This window comes from Dielma fastidiosa, assembly GCF_003475485.1.
GTDB lineage: Bacteria > Bacillota_I > Bacilli_A > Erysipelotrichales > Erysipelotrichaceae > Dielma > Dielma fastidiosa.
Map to the genome: position 1 here is coordinate 48,696 of NZ_QRQL01000006.1, position 17,418 is coordinate 66,113.

The following is a 17,418-nucleotide window of genomic DNA, read 5'->3' on the forward strand; positions in this document are numbered from 1 at the left end:
GTTACCTGTAAAAGCCTGAGAATTCATCAAAACCGGCATATCCGGCATCAATGTATTCATCACGCAGGGTAATATATAGCTCAGCATAGGTAGCTTCCATATAAGGCATTACAGCAACACCGACAATGCCGCAGGTGAAGGAAGACAGAATCATCCAGCCAATGAAAGATAAGTATAATACGAAAATATCCCATTTATTACCCATTGTCATTTCCCGTGTCATTTGAAATACCCGATGGGAATTAAGTCCTGGATTTTCAGCAAGAATATATGAAATTTGACTGTACTCAATGCTTTTAATAATACCCGGTATAATAAACAGCAGGGTCCATAGGAAGATATACAGATTGCACATAAACATAATCGCCACAATGTTGAAGTAATCCTTTTGTCTGAATGTAAACAGCAGGGCTTCCATGGATGAAGGCTCTTCACGGTTTTCCAAGAAGTAACGGGCCTTACCGACATTTAATGGATTAATAATAAAAATGCTGTAAATAATGCCAAGGATTCCCAGCAAAGAAGCTGAGAATAAAGAAAGAAAAAGCAGGGGCCGATTATAGTAGGAAGTCATTGAACCTAAATTCAATGTGAATTCCTGATAATCGAGGTTATATTCGACGGATATGAAATTGCCGGCCAGTACCGCGATGACGATACAAACGAGCAGGCACTGCCAGTAATTCGCTTTAATTGAAGCTTTGGCGCGTGCTTTTAATTCGGAACGTGTCCACATAAAATCACCTCACTATTATTATACGCTAATCAATCAACTATTTTAAGTGTTTATTTCAGAAGTGTCACTCTGATACCTGATTATATCGGCCTGTTCTTGAGTGATTAATGCTTGCTTAAGCATTGCGTCAAGAACCTCAAGCTGACGCTTTCTGGCGGCCTCATAACCATCAGACAGCTGCAGCACTGCCGGAGCTTGCGGAAGACCGGCCAGCAATGTTGCCTCATCTAGTGTTAATTCATCGGCGTTTTTATGAAAATAGCCCTGCGCCGCGTCTTGAATGCCGTAATAGCCGTCTCCGAAATAAATGATATTCAAATAAAGCGTCAGAATTTCATCCTTGGTCAATGCACTCTCCAGATCGCGTGCAAAGAACAATTCTGCTACTTTTCGAGATAAATTCTTATCCTGATCAAGAAATAGGTTTTTAGCCAGCTGCTGGGTTATTGTAGAGCCGCCCATGACATAATTCAGATGGATTATATCGGTAATTACGGCCTCAACTATTTTAGCGATACGAATGCCTTTATGAGTGTAAAAATGCGGGTCTTCAACAGCCAGAATCGCATTGATAAAATCTTTGCTGATTGCATTAAGCGGTGTATAGGAGGCGTCATCCTGTATAGCTTGGATGGTAAGCGTCATGGATTCATTACTGCGAATTGACACATAACGACGATAACCAACACAAAAAGTCGCTGATAAAAAGAGCAATGCGGTCAGCAGCAGACAGGTTATACAGCGTTTGAGATGCTTTTTCATGGCTTACCTCCTAAGAACGTGATTTACTATATCATTTTTGTGTGAAATTGAAAAGCGGCGTTGTTTGTTTTATACTATATTTTATACCGGCAGCCGCTATTTAGACGTTATTGGCTGCGGAAAGGATCGGCGATGCTTCTACAATGTACAAAGACAATGCAGAATAAACTGAAAATCAATGATGGTGATCTTGAGCACCATCAGGGACATGAAATTGATTTTTATGCATGGCACGTTCATATGATTACCATTGACCGCCGCCGTATTTTTGTTTTAATGAATAATGTTACACGTTATCCAGTATTAATTTATCGACCGTCAGATGCTGATATGCGGCACCCAAAACAGCTCTTTTTAACGGCAATCAAGGCCGCCTTGCTGGAAGAGGGAATTGATTTACAAATCGTTGAACGATATATCGAGGGTAAAATCAGCTATGCGGCATGCAGCGGCATGAGCTTGGTTTCTAAACTCAATGCGTTATGTCAGGATATTCGTAATCATTATTGTAAATGCTTTGAACCTAATATGGTTTGTCAGCCGAGATTATCAGTGCTGCTCTCTCATCAGCCGCAGACCTATGGCAAAGTGATTGACATGCCTTATAAGCGAATGCTTCGGCAATTAAACAGAGTCTATGATTTAAACCAGACAAATCTAATTAATACGCGTACTTATCAGCTTCGTGTCAGCCTTGATTTAAACCAGACCACCGTGATGCGCCGCTTTACCATTCCGGCTCATTTTACCTTTCATCTGCTTCATGAGGTCATCAAAATCTTGTTTCAGTGGCCGTCGGCGATGAAGTATGAATTTCAGGTAGATGAGCAGCGGCTGCAGGATGGCAGTGTGATCGCTAGTGAAAACGGGGATACTCACCGATGTCTGTCAGCGCTGATTGAGAGCTGTAAAGACTGTGTTTATCAAAATACATGGCGGCATACTATTGTGTTAGAGGGAATTATTGAAGAGGGCCATCGATCAGGTCCATATTTAATAGAACGTGAAGGCATCCGGCCGCCTTTAAATGTCCGTACTGAAAAAAGCTATCTTGAGTATCTGAAAATCATCAGCAATCCCAAAAGCAAAAGACGCCGTCAGTTAATGGCCGGTAATTTTGGTGACCGCTATGAGAAAGCCTGCAGTGATGAACGGCTGAACCAACTGTTGAATAAATGGCCGCAGGCATGCCGGTCGAATCATGATCATCATTAAATGAATTATAAAAAAGAACAAGCTCTGCTGAACTTGTTCGTATTTTTTAATTGGCAGGAGGAGAAGGGATCGAACCCTCGATTACAGAGCCAGAATCTGTCGTCTTACCACTTGACCATCCTCCTAAAGATGGGGTGAAAACAATGAATGATTCATCATTTTCTGCTTGGGATAATGAGCACACAAAATCCCTGCTAATAGTATATAAGATTTCAAATAAAAATGCAAGATGAAATTTTAAAAGTTTTTCACCTTCAGGAACGAAATCAAAATGATTCCTGTTGTTGAGGAAAATTCATTCCTTGAGCTCCTGGATTATCCAAAGGCACACTAGATAGGATGCCATAATTTTTATTTATCATCCACCCACTCTAGAAATTCAATTTGTATTTCCAGCATTGCATTTTCAAGACTGGCAATCGCTCGGCCACCCATTTTCGTAATCAGCAGATTCACAACCGTTAAGCCTAAACCAGAAGCTTTTCCCCGCGACTTATCAGTGGTATAGAATCTGTCAAAGATATGCTGCACATTCAAGTCAATATCTTTTTGCACAGGGTTTTTAACTGACAGTATTACAACATTCCCAATATTTTTTAATTCTATTTCGATATCGCCCACAGAATGAGTAATACAATTTTGTATCAGATTCTGTAAGATTCTTGTCGTATAGTTCTCATCAGCACGTACAAATAGAGGCTTATCGTGTTTATATGTTACGGATAAACCCTTATTTTCTAATTGTGAAACATAATTTGCCAGATTTTCAGCCGTTAAGTTTGCCAGATTTATTCGTTTCAGAGGTATATCTTGTTGGCATAATGAAAAATAGGAATATTCCCAAAAGTGCTCTGTAAGCAATGCCATTTCATCAACGTGTTTTTTGATGATTACAAGTTTTTCCATCTGCCCGTCCGTCAAATTATCCTGTTCAAGCAATTGCAGATACCCCTTGATCGCGGTGAGCGGTGTGCGTAAATCATGAGAGATACTTGCAATTGTTTCTCTAAGTGTGTTTTCCTTTTGGATACTGTTTGATACAGCTTGCTGTCCTATTTCTAAACACTGATTAATATTCGCTGCCAGCAAGGATAATTCAGTATTTAATAATTCTAAAGAAATCGGCTGATTTGTGTTTTTATCCCGGCGCTCGGCTAGCTGCCGCTGTATTCTGCGTATTTGTTTGGAAAGTATAAATACATACAGCAATGATATCAGCAGCAGTAAGACCAGCAATACAATAAGGCTATTCATCGCCGCACACTCATTTTAATTCGGCTTTTCGGAAGAAAATATGTGTCACTGCAATTACGGCAATAATACATAGTACACTGACGAAAGCCGATTGTAATAAATTTATAGAAGCATATCCGCACAGGGCCAGTTCCTTAAATGCTCCTAGTGGTGTTTTCGCGAGCAAGCGGCCTATTTCATAATTGGCAGCACCAATTGACATCAGCGCATTGCCGCCAAGCACAATCAGTACAAAACTTACACCCATAACAATCATTGGTTTTCGCACAATAAATGCTAAAAAGAGTGTCAAGCCATTGATCGCCATCGCGTTAAGTATGATTGTTAAAAATACCACAAGCATTTTGAAAATCACATCTGCTGTTATGGATGTACCAAATTGTATAAAGATTCCTTGAAAAACAGCGCGTCCTAATGGATATGGCAAAAATACTAAGCAATAGGCAATCCCAAAGGCGAGGATTTTGCTGAACATGATGGCAGTTCGGCTATGTCCAGCTGCAATTTCAGTTTGAATTGTACGATTTTCAAAATCATTGCATATCAATATGCCGACTATAAGAATGCCGATTACTGTAATTGTCGGCATGTCACGCAATGATGAAAAAAAAGCATCAAAGCCTGTTAAGGCAATTTCTAATTCTTCGGCATGTTCAGAGCCAACATAGTTAAAACTTGAAATAGAAGATACAAAGGAAAGTGCAGCCATCAGCAAGAACATGATTTTGATTGGCAGCGATTTGCTTAGTTTTATCATTTCACATCGAATTAGATTAAACATTTCTGCTCCTTTCCACTAAATTTATATAATAGTTTTCTAATGTATTACCCTCAATTGATAAGTTAGTAATAAGTATATTTTCGCGTTGAAATAATGCGGCAAGCGTCTCCATACGATCTGTAAAATCAAATAAACGTATGGATTTATCCGGCATTACAAGATAATTTTGAGTATGTAACTCTTTTTCCAATGTGCTGACCAATAATTCTGGCTGATTGGTGCGTAACAGCACATACTGTTTGCATTGTTCCTCAAGCTCTGACAGGGTGATCGTTTCAATAATTTTGCCGTGATCGATGATGATATAATCGGTAGCGACTTGATAAAGCTGTGACAGATTATGACTGGACAGCAATATAGTGATGTTTTTCTCAGCGCATAGGGTTTGTAAGAGATTGCGCATATCTACGATGCCGACTGGATCAAGTCCATTGATCGGCTCATCTAAAATCAATAGCTCCGGGCTTCCAATCAATGAAAGAGCGATACCTAATCGCTGTTTCATGCCTAAAGAAAAGTTTCGGGCTTTTTTCTTGCCGGTATTTTGCAGACCGACTAATGCAAGCAATTCCTGTTCTAATTCCTCATTGGGTATTCCTTTTATGATGCGATGCAGATGTACATTTTCTTTTGCACTCATTGATGTATTAATTGCAGGTGCTTCTATCATAAAACCGATTCTTTGCCGAGCATGCTGCAAATGTTTGGCTTGTGTATAGCCAAACAAATTTATTTCGCCGCTGGTTGGAAAGGTCAAGCCAGCGATAAGGCGCATAAAGGTTGTTTTTCCCGCCCCATTATGCCCGATGAGTCCATAAATCCTGCCGGGCTTCAATGTGATAGTTACATTATCCAAGGCAACAGTATTGCGGTAGGTTTTTGTCAGTGATCTGGTTTTTAAAACATATTCATCCATTCAACGGCCTCCTTGTTTTCTGTATGGGTACAGAATAAAGGATAATGGTTTAGAAAAGGTTAAGATTTTAAGAAAGTATAAATAATTATCAATCAGCCTTTATATAACCGATATCCTAAGCCCCAAACGGTTTCAATATATTCCTCATGAGGATTTGCCGATTTAAGCTTGCTGCGAATATTGCTGATGTGTGCTTTGACAGCGTTATCGTCACCAAGATAATCTTCTCCCCAAATAGATTCATATAAATTTGCTTTTGTGAACACTTTGCCGTTATGTGTTAAAAGTAATTCTAAGATTGAATATTCTTTAGCAGTCAAATCTATTTCAATCTCATTAATTGCTGTACGCTTTGTTTCAGTATTAAGAGTCAGATCTTTATACTTTAGCAAACGGACATCATATGTATTTTGAGAACGGCGGATGTTTGTTTCCACCCTTGCGATTAATTCATCAAGATCAAAGGGTTTCGTTACATAATCATCTGCCCCTAATTTAAGTAAGTCGATTTTTATGCTGACTGCATCTTTTGCGGATATGATGATGACCGGACATGTTGAAAAAGTCCTTAGTTCTTTTAAAAGCTCATCACCGTTTTTGTCAGGAAGCATTATATCAAGCAGAATCAAGTCATATTGGGTATGCTGCAGTTTATTCAATCCATCAATGCCGGTATAAGCGGCATGTGCCTGATAGTCAGCATTAGACAGGGCATTTATTAACATCGTATTAATATCTGTATTATCTTCAATGACTAAAATCCGCTTGCTCATCTTGTGTTACCTTCTTCCGGTTGTTTTTAAAATCTACATTGACTGTGCCGTATGTGCAATTCACAATGCCGGTGGGCTGTATCCAGTAACTTATATAAAAAGTAAATCCTCATTCTTACAATTTATTTCGATTGGATAGCCCCAGACATAGTATTTTATTTCATTATATTTCCTTTAATCAAAATATACAATGATAAGTAAGGGTAGCTCATTGTGAGCTGCTGAATTATTTGAAGGAATTTTTTCAACTGCACTCTTTAATCTTTTTTTCGTATCCAGCGGATAATTACCGCCAAGAGTCCGACAAAAAGCAGTCCATAGGTGATCCAAGAATAAGTATCCATGATCGTTAAGATATCTGCCCAATGTTCACCAAGCATCGCTCCGGCAAAGACTAAAACTGAATTCCAGATCAGACTGCCCAGCGTAGTTAACAAGATAAATGCGGATATTGACATCTTAGCCATGCCGGCGGGAATGGAGATCAAAGAGCGAATCAATGGTACCATACGGCAGAAAAAAACGGTTTTGCCTTCATAGCGGGAATACCATTTTAATGCTTTCTGCACATCCTCATAGCTTAAATGAATGATACTGCCATATTGATCAAGCAAAGGCTTAAGCCGTTCACTGCCTAAAAGATATCCCAATGCATAAAGCAGCAGCGCACCCAAAAGGGAGCCTAAGGTCGCAAAAATTATCACAGAAGCTACGCTCATTGATGTTGAGGCAGTCATAAAGCCGCCGAAGGTCAGAATCAGCTCTGAGGGAATAGGCGGAAAAACATTTTCAATAAAGATCAGCAGAAAAACGCCAAGGTTGCCAAATTGACTCATGAACTGTTGAATCCAGATTTCCATACGATCACTCCTATCAATACAAAGATATAGATAATATATGCTGGGATTTGCTGATTAGTCTAACACATGTTGAATGAAAAAAACGTTTTTTAACCGAAATTTAACAATTCTCTCATAAATCGAATTGCAATTTGATTATCAGTTCGTTATCATAGTTAGAGAATTCGGTAATTGAATGTCTGGAGGAACAGTATGATAAAAAATATAATTGGCGGTATCGCCGTAGGTATAGCAAATGTAATTCCCGGTGTCAGCGGCGGCACGATGATGGTTATCTTAGGCATCTTTGATCATATGATGTCCGCCATCAGCGGCGTCTTTAAGGTGCATAATCCCGACCGCAAGGCAGATATTCTGTTTCTGCTTCAGGTGCTGATCGGCGCTGCTATCGGCCTGGTTGGTTTTGCGAAGGTCATTTCCTTTCTATTTGACTATTTTCAAGTTCAGACAATGTTTTGGTTTGTCGGCCTGGTTGGTTTCAGTATTCCTGTTTTCTGGAAAAGTGAAAGCAAGAATGAAAAGGTACAATGGCTGCCGTTAGTCATCGGCATGGCCATTATATTCCTTATTAAGTTTTTAGCACCGGATGCTGCCGCCGAAATAAATCCTGAATTTCCGGCATTGTCAGTTTTCTACTGCCTGAAGCTGATACTCATCGGTATGATCAGCGGTGCGGCAATGCTGCTGCCGGGAATCAGCGGTTCAATGGTTCTGCTGATAATTGGCGAATATTATCTGTTTAAATCACTCTTAGCCAATGTGTTATCTTTTCAGCTGATTGTATTAGTACCCTTGGCATTTATTGGATTGGGTGTCTTATTGGGTATCATTCTGTCTGCTAAAGCAACCAAGTTTCTGCTTGAAAAATATCATTCCACAACGATTTCATTGCTGCTGGGTCTGATTATCGCATCAACACTCATATTGATTCCATTGGAGGCGGCCTATGATCTGCCGCTGATTCTCTCTTCATGTTTTGCCTGTCTGTTTGGCGGCTGTATCGTGTGGCTGATTGAACGCTTTGTATAATTGAATGCGCCATCTGGGTAACCAGATGGTTTTTTCTTGCTTTAAACAGCGTTATTCAATATTTTGGTGTATACTAAACTTAACAGAGAATTAACATATTTTATCAGCAGGTCTGATAGAATAAATAGGGAGGAAACACTTATGATTACAGGTATCATTGATTTAGGAAGTAATACGATTCGATTATCTATTTATAAATGTGAGGATGGCAAGTTCCGTTTGCTGACGAATAAAAAAACGATGGCGGGCATTATTTCATATATTAAAGACGGCGCGTTATCTAATAAGGGGATCGATAAGATCTGTGAAATTTTAAATGCTTATCGGGAACTGCTGAATAATTTTGAGATTACAGACTGTCACTGCTTTTCAACGGCATCTCTGCGATTGATTTCCAATAAGAATGAAGTGCTGGAAGAAATTGAACGCCGAACTGGTATTTTTGTAGATTTAATCAGCGGTTTAGAGGAAGCCAAGCTCGATTTTATCGGTGCTACTTTATTCACTGATCTTGATGAGGGTGTATTAATCGATATCGGCGGCGGTTCGACGGAGCTGGTGTCTTTTCAGGACGGTGAGATGCTTGAATCCTTCAGTATGCCGATTGGTTCTTTAAATACATACAACCGCTTTGTAAAGAAAATTCTGCCGGGTAAGGGTGAAAAGACAGAAATCCGCAATGAGGTGATTTTGAATCTTGAACGCAGCAAAACCTCAGCAATTGCGAAGAAGCGTTATCAAAAGGCAATTGGTGTCGGAGGTACAGCCCGTGCGGTATTAGCCTTATATAATGATATTTTCGGCTATCCGAAAAATAACCGTCAGTTTGAAACCGCGCAGGTGAAGAAAATGCTGCAGCTGCTTAAGGATAATGGTAAATCAACCGTTCAGAAGATTCTGCAGATTGCGCCTGACCGCATTCATACATTGATTCCCGGCATGGTTGTTTTATATACGGTATTGAAAAACTTTGGCATTGAAAGTGTTATTGTTTCAACAAGCGGTGTCAGAGAAGGCTATTTATATCATAAGGTAATGAAAAATGAGGGATGCGGGTATGAGCCAGATTGTCTATGACAGCAGCTATACACAGAATCGGGAATTATCTTGGCTGAAATTCAATCAGCGGGTGCTGGAAGAGGCTGAGGATGAATGTGTCCCGTTAATGGAACGCATGAAGTTTATCTCGATTGCGACCAGTAATCTTGATGAATTTTTCATGATTCGTGTCGGCAGTATTACCGATCTGTCGATGCTGAAAGATAAGCATACAGAAAATAAAAAGAATATGCTGCCAAATGAAGAGCTTGCCGCTATTTATGCCGCCAGCGCAGGCTTGCTGCATCGCCGGGATAAGGCTTTTGTTAAAGCGGAGGAAGGGCTGAAGCAATACGGCATTCAGCGGCTTAATCTAAAAGAATTGGATAAGGCGGAAAAGAAGTTTGTCGATCATTATTTCAACACTTATATCGAACCTGTACTCTCACCGCAGATTATTGATCCCCACCATCCTTTTCCGCATTTGATCAATAAGCTGCTTTATGTGGCGGTACTGCTGAAAGATAAGCTTACTAATACAACAACCTATGGCATCATTCCAGTGCCGACAACGGTAAACCGAATCTTGCTGCTGCCGCAGGAGGGCAGCCGTTATTGCTTATTGGAAAAGGTGATTGCGGAATATGCCGCTAAGATATTTAAACAATACACCGTGCTGGGCAAAACGGTAATCTCGGTTACCCGCAATGCTGATTTAGTGATTGATGGATCAGGCTTTGACGCGGATGAAGATTTCAGTCTCTATATGAAGAAAATCTTAAAGAAAAGGACAAGGCTGGCGCCGGTACGGCTTGAAGTACAGAATGATATTAATCAGCAGCTGCTTGATTTTTTAATGGACAAGCTGCATTTAACAAAAGAGAAAGTATTCAAATGCAAAGCGCCATTAGATTGTTCCTATGTATTTAGCTTTAAGGATCTGTTTGCCGCAGCGCTGCCTGATGAATTATATTATGCGCCTTTTACGCCGCAGATTTCACAGAATGTCGATCCGAACCGGCCGATGATTGAACAGGTGCTGGATCATGATCTGCTGCTTTCTTACCCTTATGAATCCATGGATGATTATATCCGTATGATTAAGGAAGCGGCCAATGATCCGTGTGTGGTTTCAATTAAAATTACGATTTATCGGCTGGCTAAAAAGGCGAAGCTGATTAAATATCTTTGCGATGCTGCCGAAAATGGCAAGGAAGTCAGTGTTTTGATGGAACTGCGGGCACGTTTTGATGAGGAAAATAATATTAACTGGGCAGAGAGTCTTGAAGAAAGCGGCTGCCGTGTGATGTATGGCTTTGAGGATTATAAGGTACATTCTAAGATTACCTGTATTACCCGCATGAGCGAGGGCTCTTTGCAGACAATTACGCAGATTGGCACCGGCAATTATAATGAGAATACCGCTAAGATGTATACTGATTTCTCATTGATTACGGCTGATGAGCGGATAGGCCGGGATGCATTGCATTTCTTCAATAACATGGCAATGTCAGATCTCAATGGCAATTATGAAGAATTGCTGGTCGCTCCTAATGGGTTAAAAAATCAGATATTAGAAAAAATCGACTTGGAAATCATGAAAGTTCAAATGGGGCAGCCCGGTATGATTACGATGAAGTTTAATTCATTAACCGACCGTGAGATCATCGATAAATTCGCTCAGGCATCAGCGGCGGGAGTGAAGATTCGGCTGATTATCCGCGGCATCTGCTGTATCCTGCCAAACATTGCTAAGAAGACTGAGAATATCCTCGTTACCAGCATCGTCGGTCGGTTTTTGGAACACAGCCGTATTTATGCGTTTGGTGAGGGTGATGACGCGCAGGTATATATCGCCAGTGCCGATATGATGACCCGCAATACTGAAAAACGAGTGGAGATTGCCGCGCCGATCAAGGATGTAAGACTGAAACGGCAGATATGGGAATATCTCAATCTGCAGCTGCAGGATAATGTGAAGGCACGCGTCGTTGATCAAAATGGTGATTTGAAGAAAAAGGTAGTGGCGGAAGGCGCGCAGCGGCTGGATTCTCAGCAGCGAATGATGGAACTGGCTGTTGAACGGGCACCGGAAAAGCTTGAAATCGCACAGGATCATGCGAAAAAGAATAAATTTATGGAAATGATCAAACACTTTCTGAAGCAGGCTTAGGTCTGCTTTTTCCTTATTCTTATCAACTGAAACTTATGAATGTTAATGAATTCCTTTTCAAAAGTTTAATTTGTTTCAGAAACAATGACGACATTTTTCAACACTAAATCATTTGTGAATTTTTATGAATTATTAAGTAAAAAAAACCGATAAAGTCGTTCAAAAACCTTTCAAAATGCGAATAAAAGTTCTATAATGAAATAGAAATTAACAAGGAGGAAATTTATGACTAAGAAATTCATGTCAATGGATGGTAATACTGCTGCGGCTCATTGCGCCTATGCGTTTACTGAAGTAGCTGGAATCTATCCGATAACCCCATCTTCACCAATGGCTGAAGTTGTTGATGCTTGGGCATCACAGGGGCGTAGAAATATTCTGGACTCAATTGTAAAAGTTACAGAAATGCAGTCTGAAGGCGGCGCAGCCGGTGCAGTACACGGTGCTTTACAGGGCGGTACATTGGCGACGACTTTCACAGCTTCACAAGGTTTATTATTAATGGTTCCAAACATCTACAAGATGGTTGGTGAATGTCTGCCGGGTGTTATCCATGTTGCAGCTCGTGCTATCGCAAGCCGCGCATTAAACATCTTTGGTGATCATGAAGATATCTATGCATGCCGTCAGACTGGCGTATGCATGATCGCATCTCACTCTGTACAGGAAGCAATGGATCTGGCTGGTGTTGCTCACTTGTCAGCAATCAAAGGTCATGTACCTTTTATCCATTTCTTTGATGGTTTCCGTACTTCTCATGAAATTCAGAAAGTAGAAGTAATGGATTATGAAGTATTTGATCGTTTATTAGACCGCAAAGCGCTTGAAGAATTCCGCGCAAGAGCATTAAATCCGCATACAAATCCGGTAACTCGCGGCGGTGCTGAAAATGATGATATCTTCTTCCAGGGAAGAGAAGCTCAGAATGAGCACTATAACAAAATACCTGATATCGTAGCTGAATATATGGCTGAAATTTCTAAGGTTACAGGTCGTGAATATGCTCCATTTACATATTATGGCGCACCTGATGCAGAACGCATCATCATCGCTATGGGTTCAGTTACTGAAACTGCCAAAGAAACGATTGATGCATTAACTGCTAAGGGTGAAAAAGTAGGTATGATCAAGGTTCACCTGTATCGTCCATTCTCAGTTAAATACTTAACAGCTGTATTACCTGCATCTGTTAAGAAAGTAGCTGTATTAGACCGTACAAAAGAATTAGGCGGACGTGATCCACTGTATCTTGATGTTGTTGAAGCATTAAAAGATAAGAATCTTACAATCATCGGCGGCCGTTACGGTATGGGTTCTAAAGATACTCAGCCTAACCAAATCAAAGCTGTATTTGATGAATTAACTAAAGAAGCACCTAAATCTGAATTCACGATCGGTATCGTTGATGATGTTACCCATCTGTCATTAGAAGTTGATCCTGATTTCCATACTGACGGTGACTATACTTCTTGCTTATTCTATGGTTTAGGTTCTGATGGTACAGTTTCTGCCAATAAGAATGCTATCAAAATCATCGGTGATAACACGGATCAATACGCTCAGGCTTATTTTGCTTATGACTCTAAGAAAGCCGGCGGTGTAACACGTTCTCACTTACGTTTTGGTAAATCACCAATTCACTCAACTTACTATATCAATAACGCAGACTTTATTTCATGCTCATTAGATGCTTATGTATTCAAATATGACATGGCTGCTAATTTGAAAAAAGGCGGTATTTTCTTATTAAATACTACATTTACTGCTGAAGAGCTTGAAGAGCATCTGCCAAACCGCATGTTAGCTACATTAGCTAAGAAAAATGCTAAGTTCTATATTATTGACGCAACTAAGATTGCTCAGGAAATCGGCATGGGCAGAAGAACAAATACTATTCTGCAATCTGCATTCTTCGCATTGAATGAACAAATCATGCCATATGCTGAAGCTGTTGAATACATGAAGGGCGCTGCTAAGAAATCTTACTCTAAGAAGGGTGATGAAATCGTACAGCTGAACTACAAGGCTATCGATTCAGGTAAAGATGGTTTAGTTGAAATTGCTGTTAAACCTGAATGGGCTGACTTGACTTATGATTCAACCCGCGCATTAACTGGCGATAAGTATTTTGATGAACACGTGGCTCCAATCAATGGTCTTGAAGGCTATGATCTGCCAGTTTCTGCATTCACTAAGTTCAACTTACTTGATGGTTCAATCAGAAACAATGTTTCTTATCTTGAAAAACGTACAATTGCTGTACAGGTACCTACTTGGGATCCTGAAAGCTGTATCCAATGCGGATTCTGTTCATATGTATGTCCGCATGCTACAATTCGTCCGTTCCTGCTGACTGAAGAAGAAATCAAGAACGCACCAATGGAATTTAAGACAATCAAAGCTATGGGTAAGGGTGTAGAAAATCTGCAATACCGTATCCAGGTTTCTCCGGATAACTGCGTAGGCTGTGGTCTGTGTGTTGTTGAATGTCCAGGTAAGGGCGGCAACAAGGCATTGAAGATGGTTGATATCAATGCTAAGCTTGATCAGGCTCCGCTTGCTGATTATCTGTATAAGGGTACTGAATATAAGACTGAATACTTCCCGGTTGATACAGTTAAGGGTTCACAGTTCGCAATGCCTTACTTTGAAATTTCAGGCGCTTGCCCAGGCTGTGGTGAAACACCTTACTACAAGCTGGTTTCTCAATTATTCGGTAAGGATATGATGGTTGCTAATGCGACTGGATGTTCAATGATTTACTGTTCATCTACACCTTCAACGCCATTTGTTAATGATAAGGATGGCAATGGTGTTGCTTGGGCTAACTCATTATTTGAAGATAATGCTGAATATGGTTATGGTATGGCTGTTGCTCAGACATACAAAGAAGGCAGAATCCTTGAAATCATGGAAAAGAACATGGATGCTGTTGAACCAGAATTAAAAGAATTATTCAATAAATATATTGAAGCAAATAATGACCGTGATGCACAGCGTGCAATTAAAGATGCTTTAGTTGCTGCACTTAAGGCTTCTAAGGTTGATGCAGTGAAGGAATTATTAGATTACGAACGTGATTTAGTATCTAAATCAATCTGGATCGTCGGCGGCGACGGCTGGGCATATGATATCGGATACGGCGGTTTAGACCATGTATTAGCAAACGATATGAACGTTAACGTTCTGGTTCTTGATACTGAGGTTTACTCTAATACTGGCGGTCAGTCTTCAAAATCTTCTCAGGCTTCTTCTATCGCTAAGTTCGCAGCTGGCGGTAAAGCAACTGCTAAGAAGGATTTAGGTCAGATTGCAATGGCTTATGGCCATGTTTATGTAGCTCAGATTTCTATGGGTGCTAATAAGAACCAAACACTTAAAGCAATCAAGGAAGCTGAAAGCTATGACGGACCATCTTTAATCATCGCTTATGCACCATGTGTTGAACACGGTATTAAGGGCGGCTTGTCTAATCACCAGAAGACTCAGGCTAAAGCTGTTGAATGCGGTTATGTAACTCTGTACCGTTTCGACCCACGCAAGGAACAGCCATTGACAATCGATTCTAAGGAACCTGATTTCGATAAGTTCTTTGAATTCATCCTGTCAGAAACTCGTTACAACCAGCTGCCTAAGCTGAAGGGCGAAGAAACTGCTCATGCGATGTTTGAAAAGACTAAGGCTGATGCACAAAGACGTTATAACCGTCTGGTTAAATTAGCTAAGGACTAATTGAGAAGTTAAAGGATAGCTGAAAAGCTGTCCTTTTCTTTTTTGGTATAAAACAATAGGGATTTGTGTAAAAAATGGATCACTAAATGCTTGCTGTTACAAAGGTTGTTACTTGTACTGAATTATAGAATTAGATATAATAATAAAAAGAGGGTATAGCGTGAAAAGAGTAAATAAAATATTTATTACATTATACAATGGGTCACGGAAGTAATCGCTATCAAGGATCCCTGGAAAATATTTATAAATAATATCATAGATCTATATGATTAAAGAATGTTTAAGAGTATAGTATTAGTAAAGGAGGGTGACAAATGTTGAGAAGAAATTTTTTGTACACGATCATGGTTATTTCTTTTTTGCTTTGTGCTTGTTCCAATATACAGGATGAAGTAAAAGTAACTCCAACAATACTATTTGAGAAAGTGGATGGTGTGGAACAAGAGGATATTTATGCTTTACTTGTCAGCATAGCAACGAATGATATTCAGACGGATTTAACCTTTCATGAATTTCGGGCAAGTTATTCGGATATATTTGATGCTTTTGATTCAACAGGGGATGATAGCTTGAATCAGGATAAGTGTACTGAATTATTTGATAGAGTTTCTAATGAATTAGGAGGAAAGCAGAGAACATCAACTTGCAAATATGTGAAGTATACGAAAGAGGGAGAAGAAAAGGCTCAGAAAGCTAAAATTACCCTAAAATTTTATAGTTATGAAGGTGAATTATTGTTAGAATATGAAGGTAAATTATTTGATGATTTTGAATTTATCAAAAATAATTAAATATGATTCCATTTCGTTGGTTTAGATCATATATTAGCGAACGATATGAACGGATAGCTGAAAAGCTGTCCTTTTCTTTTACCCAATAGGTAGGATATAATAGTATTTAGAAAAGCGAGGATTTTGTATGTTAATTGAAAAGGCAGTAATGAGTGATTTAGAAGCAATGAGTGATTTTTATTATCAGGTAACAACGTATCTGGAAGCAACAATTAATTATCCGGGATGGATCAGCAATGTTTATCCGGCAAAAATTGACGCGCTGAATAGTATTGAAAACAATACCTTATATGTTGTGCGCGATGAAAATAGGATTGCTGCATCCTTTATCTTAAACCATGCAGCTGAAGCGGGATATAACGAGGGAAACTGGCATATAGAGGTTTCTTCTGATGAAATGCTGGTGGTTCATACTTTATGTGTGCATCCTGATTATTTAAGAAGAGGGCTGGCTTCCATGATGGTTGAAAAGGCGATTGAAGAGGCAAAGCGGCAGGGTGTGAAAACGGTCAGACTTGATGTTTATGAGGATAATGAACCAGCCATGCGTTTGTATGAACGTTATGGCTTTAAGGAATGCGGTAAGGCGGATATGCGGATAGGGAATAATGGCCCTGAATGGTGTATCTTATATGAATTAGTTTTGATTTAAAGGAGGCGGGCATCGATGAAGATTGCGGTGATTCAGGGAAGCTCTCAAAAAGTGAAAAATAATTTATTATATGAATGCTGTGTAAAAGCAGTGACGGATCAGGGTCATGAGGTTATTAATTTTGGTGTATATGAAGATGAAGAGATTGAATTGAGTTATGTAGAGACTGCTTTGTTGATCAGCATGCTGCTGGTAAGTAAAACGGTAGATTTTGTAATTACAGGATGTTCATCAGGACAGGGGATGATGCTTGCCTGCAATAGTCTGCCCGGTGTGATGTGCGGTTATGTAGAAAATCCATCTGACGCATATTTGTTTGGCAGAATTAATGACGGCAACGCTATTGCTTATCCATTAGGACTTAATTTTGGCTGGGCAGGGGAGATTAATCTGCAGAATACATTGAATAATTTATTTAGTGAACCTTTTGGTATTGGTTATCCGCCGAAAGCAGCAGCCAGAAAGCGCCGTGACAGTGAAATTCTGAAACAGATATATGCCGTATCAAAGCTTGATCTGCCAGCACTATGGCCGCTTTTGGATGATGAACTGAAGGCTCATGCGCTGAGCCGGCATTTGGTAGTTGATGCAATTTTGGAAAATGGCAGTGCAGAATTTAAAGAAATGCTGAAGGGCTGGCTTAAAGATGCTGATCAAAAATGATATCTTGATTGGCTTCTTTGCATGCGATGCTGAAGCATGATAT

Annotated in this window: 15 protein-coding genes and 1 tRNA gene; 8 read left to right on the plus strand and 8 right to left on the minus strand. The window is 39.8% G+C overall.

The window, feature by feature from the left end; genetic code table 11:
• Nucleotide 1 precedes the first annotated feature (1 nt).
• Together DWZ33_RS12460 and DWZ33_RS12465 are read right to left on the minus strand one after the other, a co-directional pair.
• On the minus strand, nt 2-736 hold the full coding sequence (locus DWZ33_RS12460; RefSeq protein WP_118455037.1) for a DUF975 family protein: 735 nt from the start codon (nt 734-736) through the stop codon (nt 2-4).
• A gap of 42 nt (nt 737-778) precedes the next feature.
• Nucleotides 779-1,498 (minus strand): biosynthetic peptidoglycan transglycosylase, encoded by a 720-nt coding sequence (locus DWZ33_RS12465; protein WP_118455038.1) that lies wholly within the window; start codon nt 1,496-1,498, stop codon nt 779-781.
• Between the two features lie 132 nt (nt 1,499-1,630).
• Here DWZ33_RS12465 and DWZ33_RS12470 point away from each other — a divergent pair, with 132 nt between their 5' ends.
• Nucleotides 1,631-2,713 (plus strand): DUF6933 domain-containing protein, encoded by a 1,083-nt coding sequence (locus tag DWZ33_RS12470; protein ID WP_118455039.1) that lies wholly within the window; start codon nt 1,631-1,633, stop codon nt 2,711-2,713.
• A gap of 51 nt (nt 2,714-2,764) precedes the next feature.
• Here DWZ33_RS12470 and DWZ33_RS12475 read toward each other — a convergent pair.
• The 6 genes from DWZ33_RS12475 to DWZ33_RS12500 all read right to left on the minus strand — a co-directional run bounded on the left by DWZ33_RS12475 (nt 2,765) and on the right by DWZ33_RS12500 (nt 7,297).
• A tRNA-Gln gene (locus tag DWZ33_RS12475) sits at nt 2,765-2,838 on the minus strand.
• Nucleotides 2,839-3,064: 226 nt separating this feature from the next.
• A complete protein-coding gene (locus DWZ33_RS12480) occupies nt 3,065-3,967 on the minus strand; it encodes a sensor histidine kinase (RefSeq protein WP_118455040.1) in 903 nt (300 codons plus the stop codon).
• A gap of 10 nt (nt 3,968-3,977) precedes the next feature.
• On the minus strand, nt 3,978-4,748 hold the full coding sequence (locus DWZ33_RS12485; protein WP_118455041.1) for an ABC transporter permease: 771 nt from the start codon (nt 4,746-4,748) through the stop codon (nt 3,978-3,980).
• A complete protein-coding gene (locus tag DWZ33_RS12490; protein ID WP_118455042.1) occupies nt 4,741-5,664 on the minus strand; it encodes an ABC transporter ATP-binding protein in 924 nt (307 codons plus the stop codon). Before DWZ33_RS12490 ends, DWZ33_RS12485 begins: the two co-directional genes overlap by 8 nt.
• Before the next feature lie 92 nt (nt 5,665-5,756).
• Nucleotides 5,757-6,437 carry a response regulator transcription factor gene (locus DWZ33_RS12495; protein ID WP_022936523.1) on the minus strand — a complete coding sequence of 227 codons (681 nt, stop codon included), beginning with the start codon at nt 6,435-6,437 and terminating at the stop codon, nt 5,757-5,759.
• Between the two features lie 257 nt (nt 6,438-6,694).
• Entirely contained in the window at nt 6,695-7,297 is a 603-nt protein-coding gene (locus DWZ33_RS12500) for a DedA family protein (protein ID WP_118455043.1), read from the minus strand.
• A gap of 192 nt (nt 7,298-7,489) precedes the next feature.
• On the opposite strand from DWZ33_RS12500, the gene DWZ33_RS12505 reads away from it, so the two are divergent.
• From DWZ33_RS12505 to DWZ33_RS12535, 7 genes are all read left to right on the plus strand, one after another.
• Nucleotides 7,490-8,326, plus strand: a complete 837-nt coding sequence (locus DWZ33_RS12505) for a DUF368 domain-containing protein (RefSeq protein ID WP_022936525.1) — start codon at nt 7,490-7,492, stop codon at nt 8,324-8,326.
• A 141-nt stretch (nt 8,327-8,467) separates the two neighbouring features.
• Nucleotides 8,468-9,403, plus strand: a complete 936-nt coding sequence (locus tag DWZ33_RS12510; protein WP_118455044.1) for a Ppx/GppA phosphatase family protein — start codon at nt 8,468-8,470, stop codon at nt 9,401-9,403.
• Nucleotides 9,384-11,537 carry a polyphosphate kinase 1 gene (gene ppk1 / locus DWZ33_RS12515; protein WP_118455045.1) on the plus strand — a complete coding sequence of 718 codons (2,154 nt, stop codon included), beginning with the start codon at nt 9,384-9,386 and terminating at the stop codon, nt 11,535-11,537. Before DWZ33_RS12510 ends, ppk1 begins: the two co-directional genes overlap by 20 nt.
• Before the next feature lie 225 nt (nt 11,538-11,762).
• The gene (gene nifJ / locus DWZ33_RS12520) at nt 11,763-15,269 is read left to right on the plus strand and encodes a pyruvate:ferredoxin (flavodoxin) oxidoreductase (protein WP_118455046.1); all 3,507 of its coding nucleotides are present in this window, start codon (nt 11,763-11,765) and stop codon (nt 15,267-15,269) included.
• 314 nt (nt 15,270-15,583) lie between these two features.
• Nucleotides 15,584-16,060 (plus strand): hypothetical protein, encoded by a 477-nt coding sequence (locus DWZ33_RS12525; protein ID WP_118455047.1) that lies wholly within the window; start codon nt 15,584-15,586, stop codon nt 16,058-16,060.
• A 127-nt stretch (nt 16,061-16,187) separates the two neighbouring features.
• Nucleotides 16,188-16,712, plus strand: coding sequence for a GNAT family N-acetyltransferase (locus DWZ33_RS12530; RefSeq protein ID WP_118455048.1), 525 nt, complete (start codon nt 16,188-16,190; stop codon nt 16,710-16,712).
• Between the two features lie 15 nt (nt 16,713-16,727).
• The gene (locus DWZ33_RS12535; RefSeq protein WP_118455049.1) at nt 16,728-17,375 is read left to right on the plus strand and encodes an RpiB/LacA/LacB family sugar-phosphate isomerase; all 648 of its coding nucleotides are present in this window, start codon (nt 16,728-16,730) and stop codon (nt 17,373-17,375) included.
• The last annotated feature ends 43 nt before the right edge of the window (nt 17,376-17,418 follow it).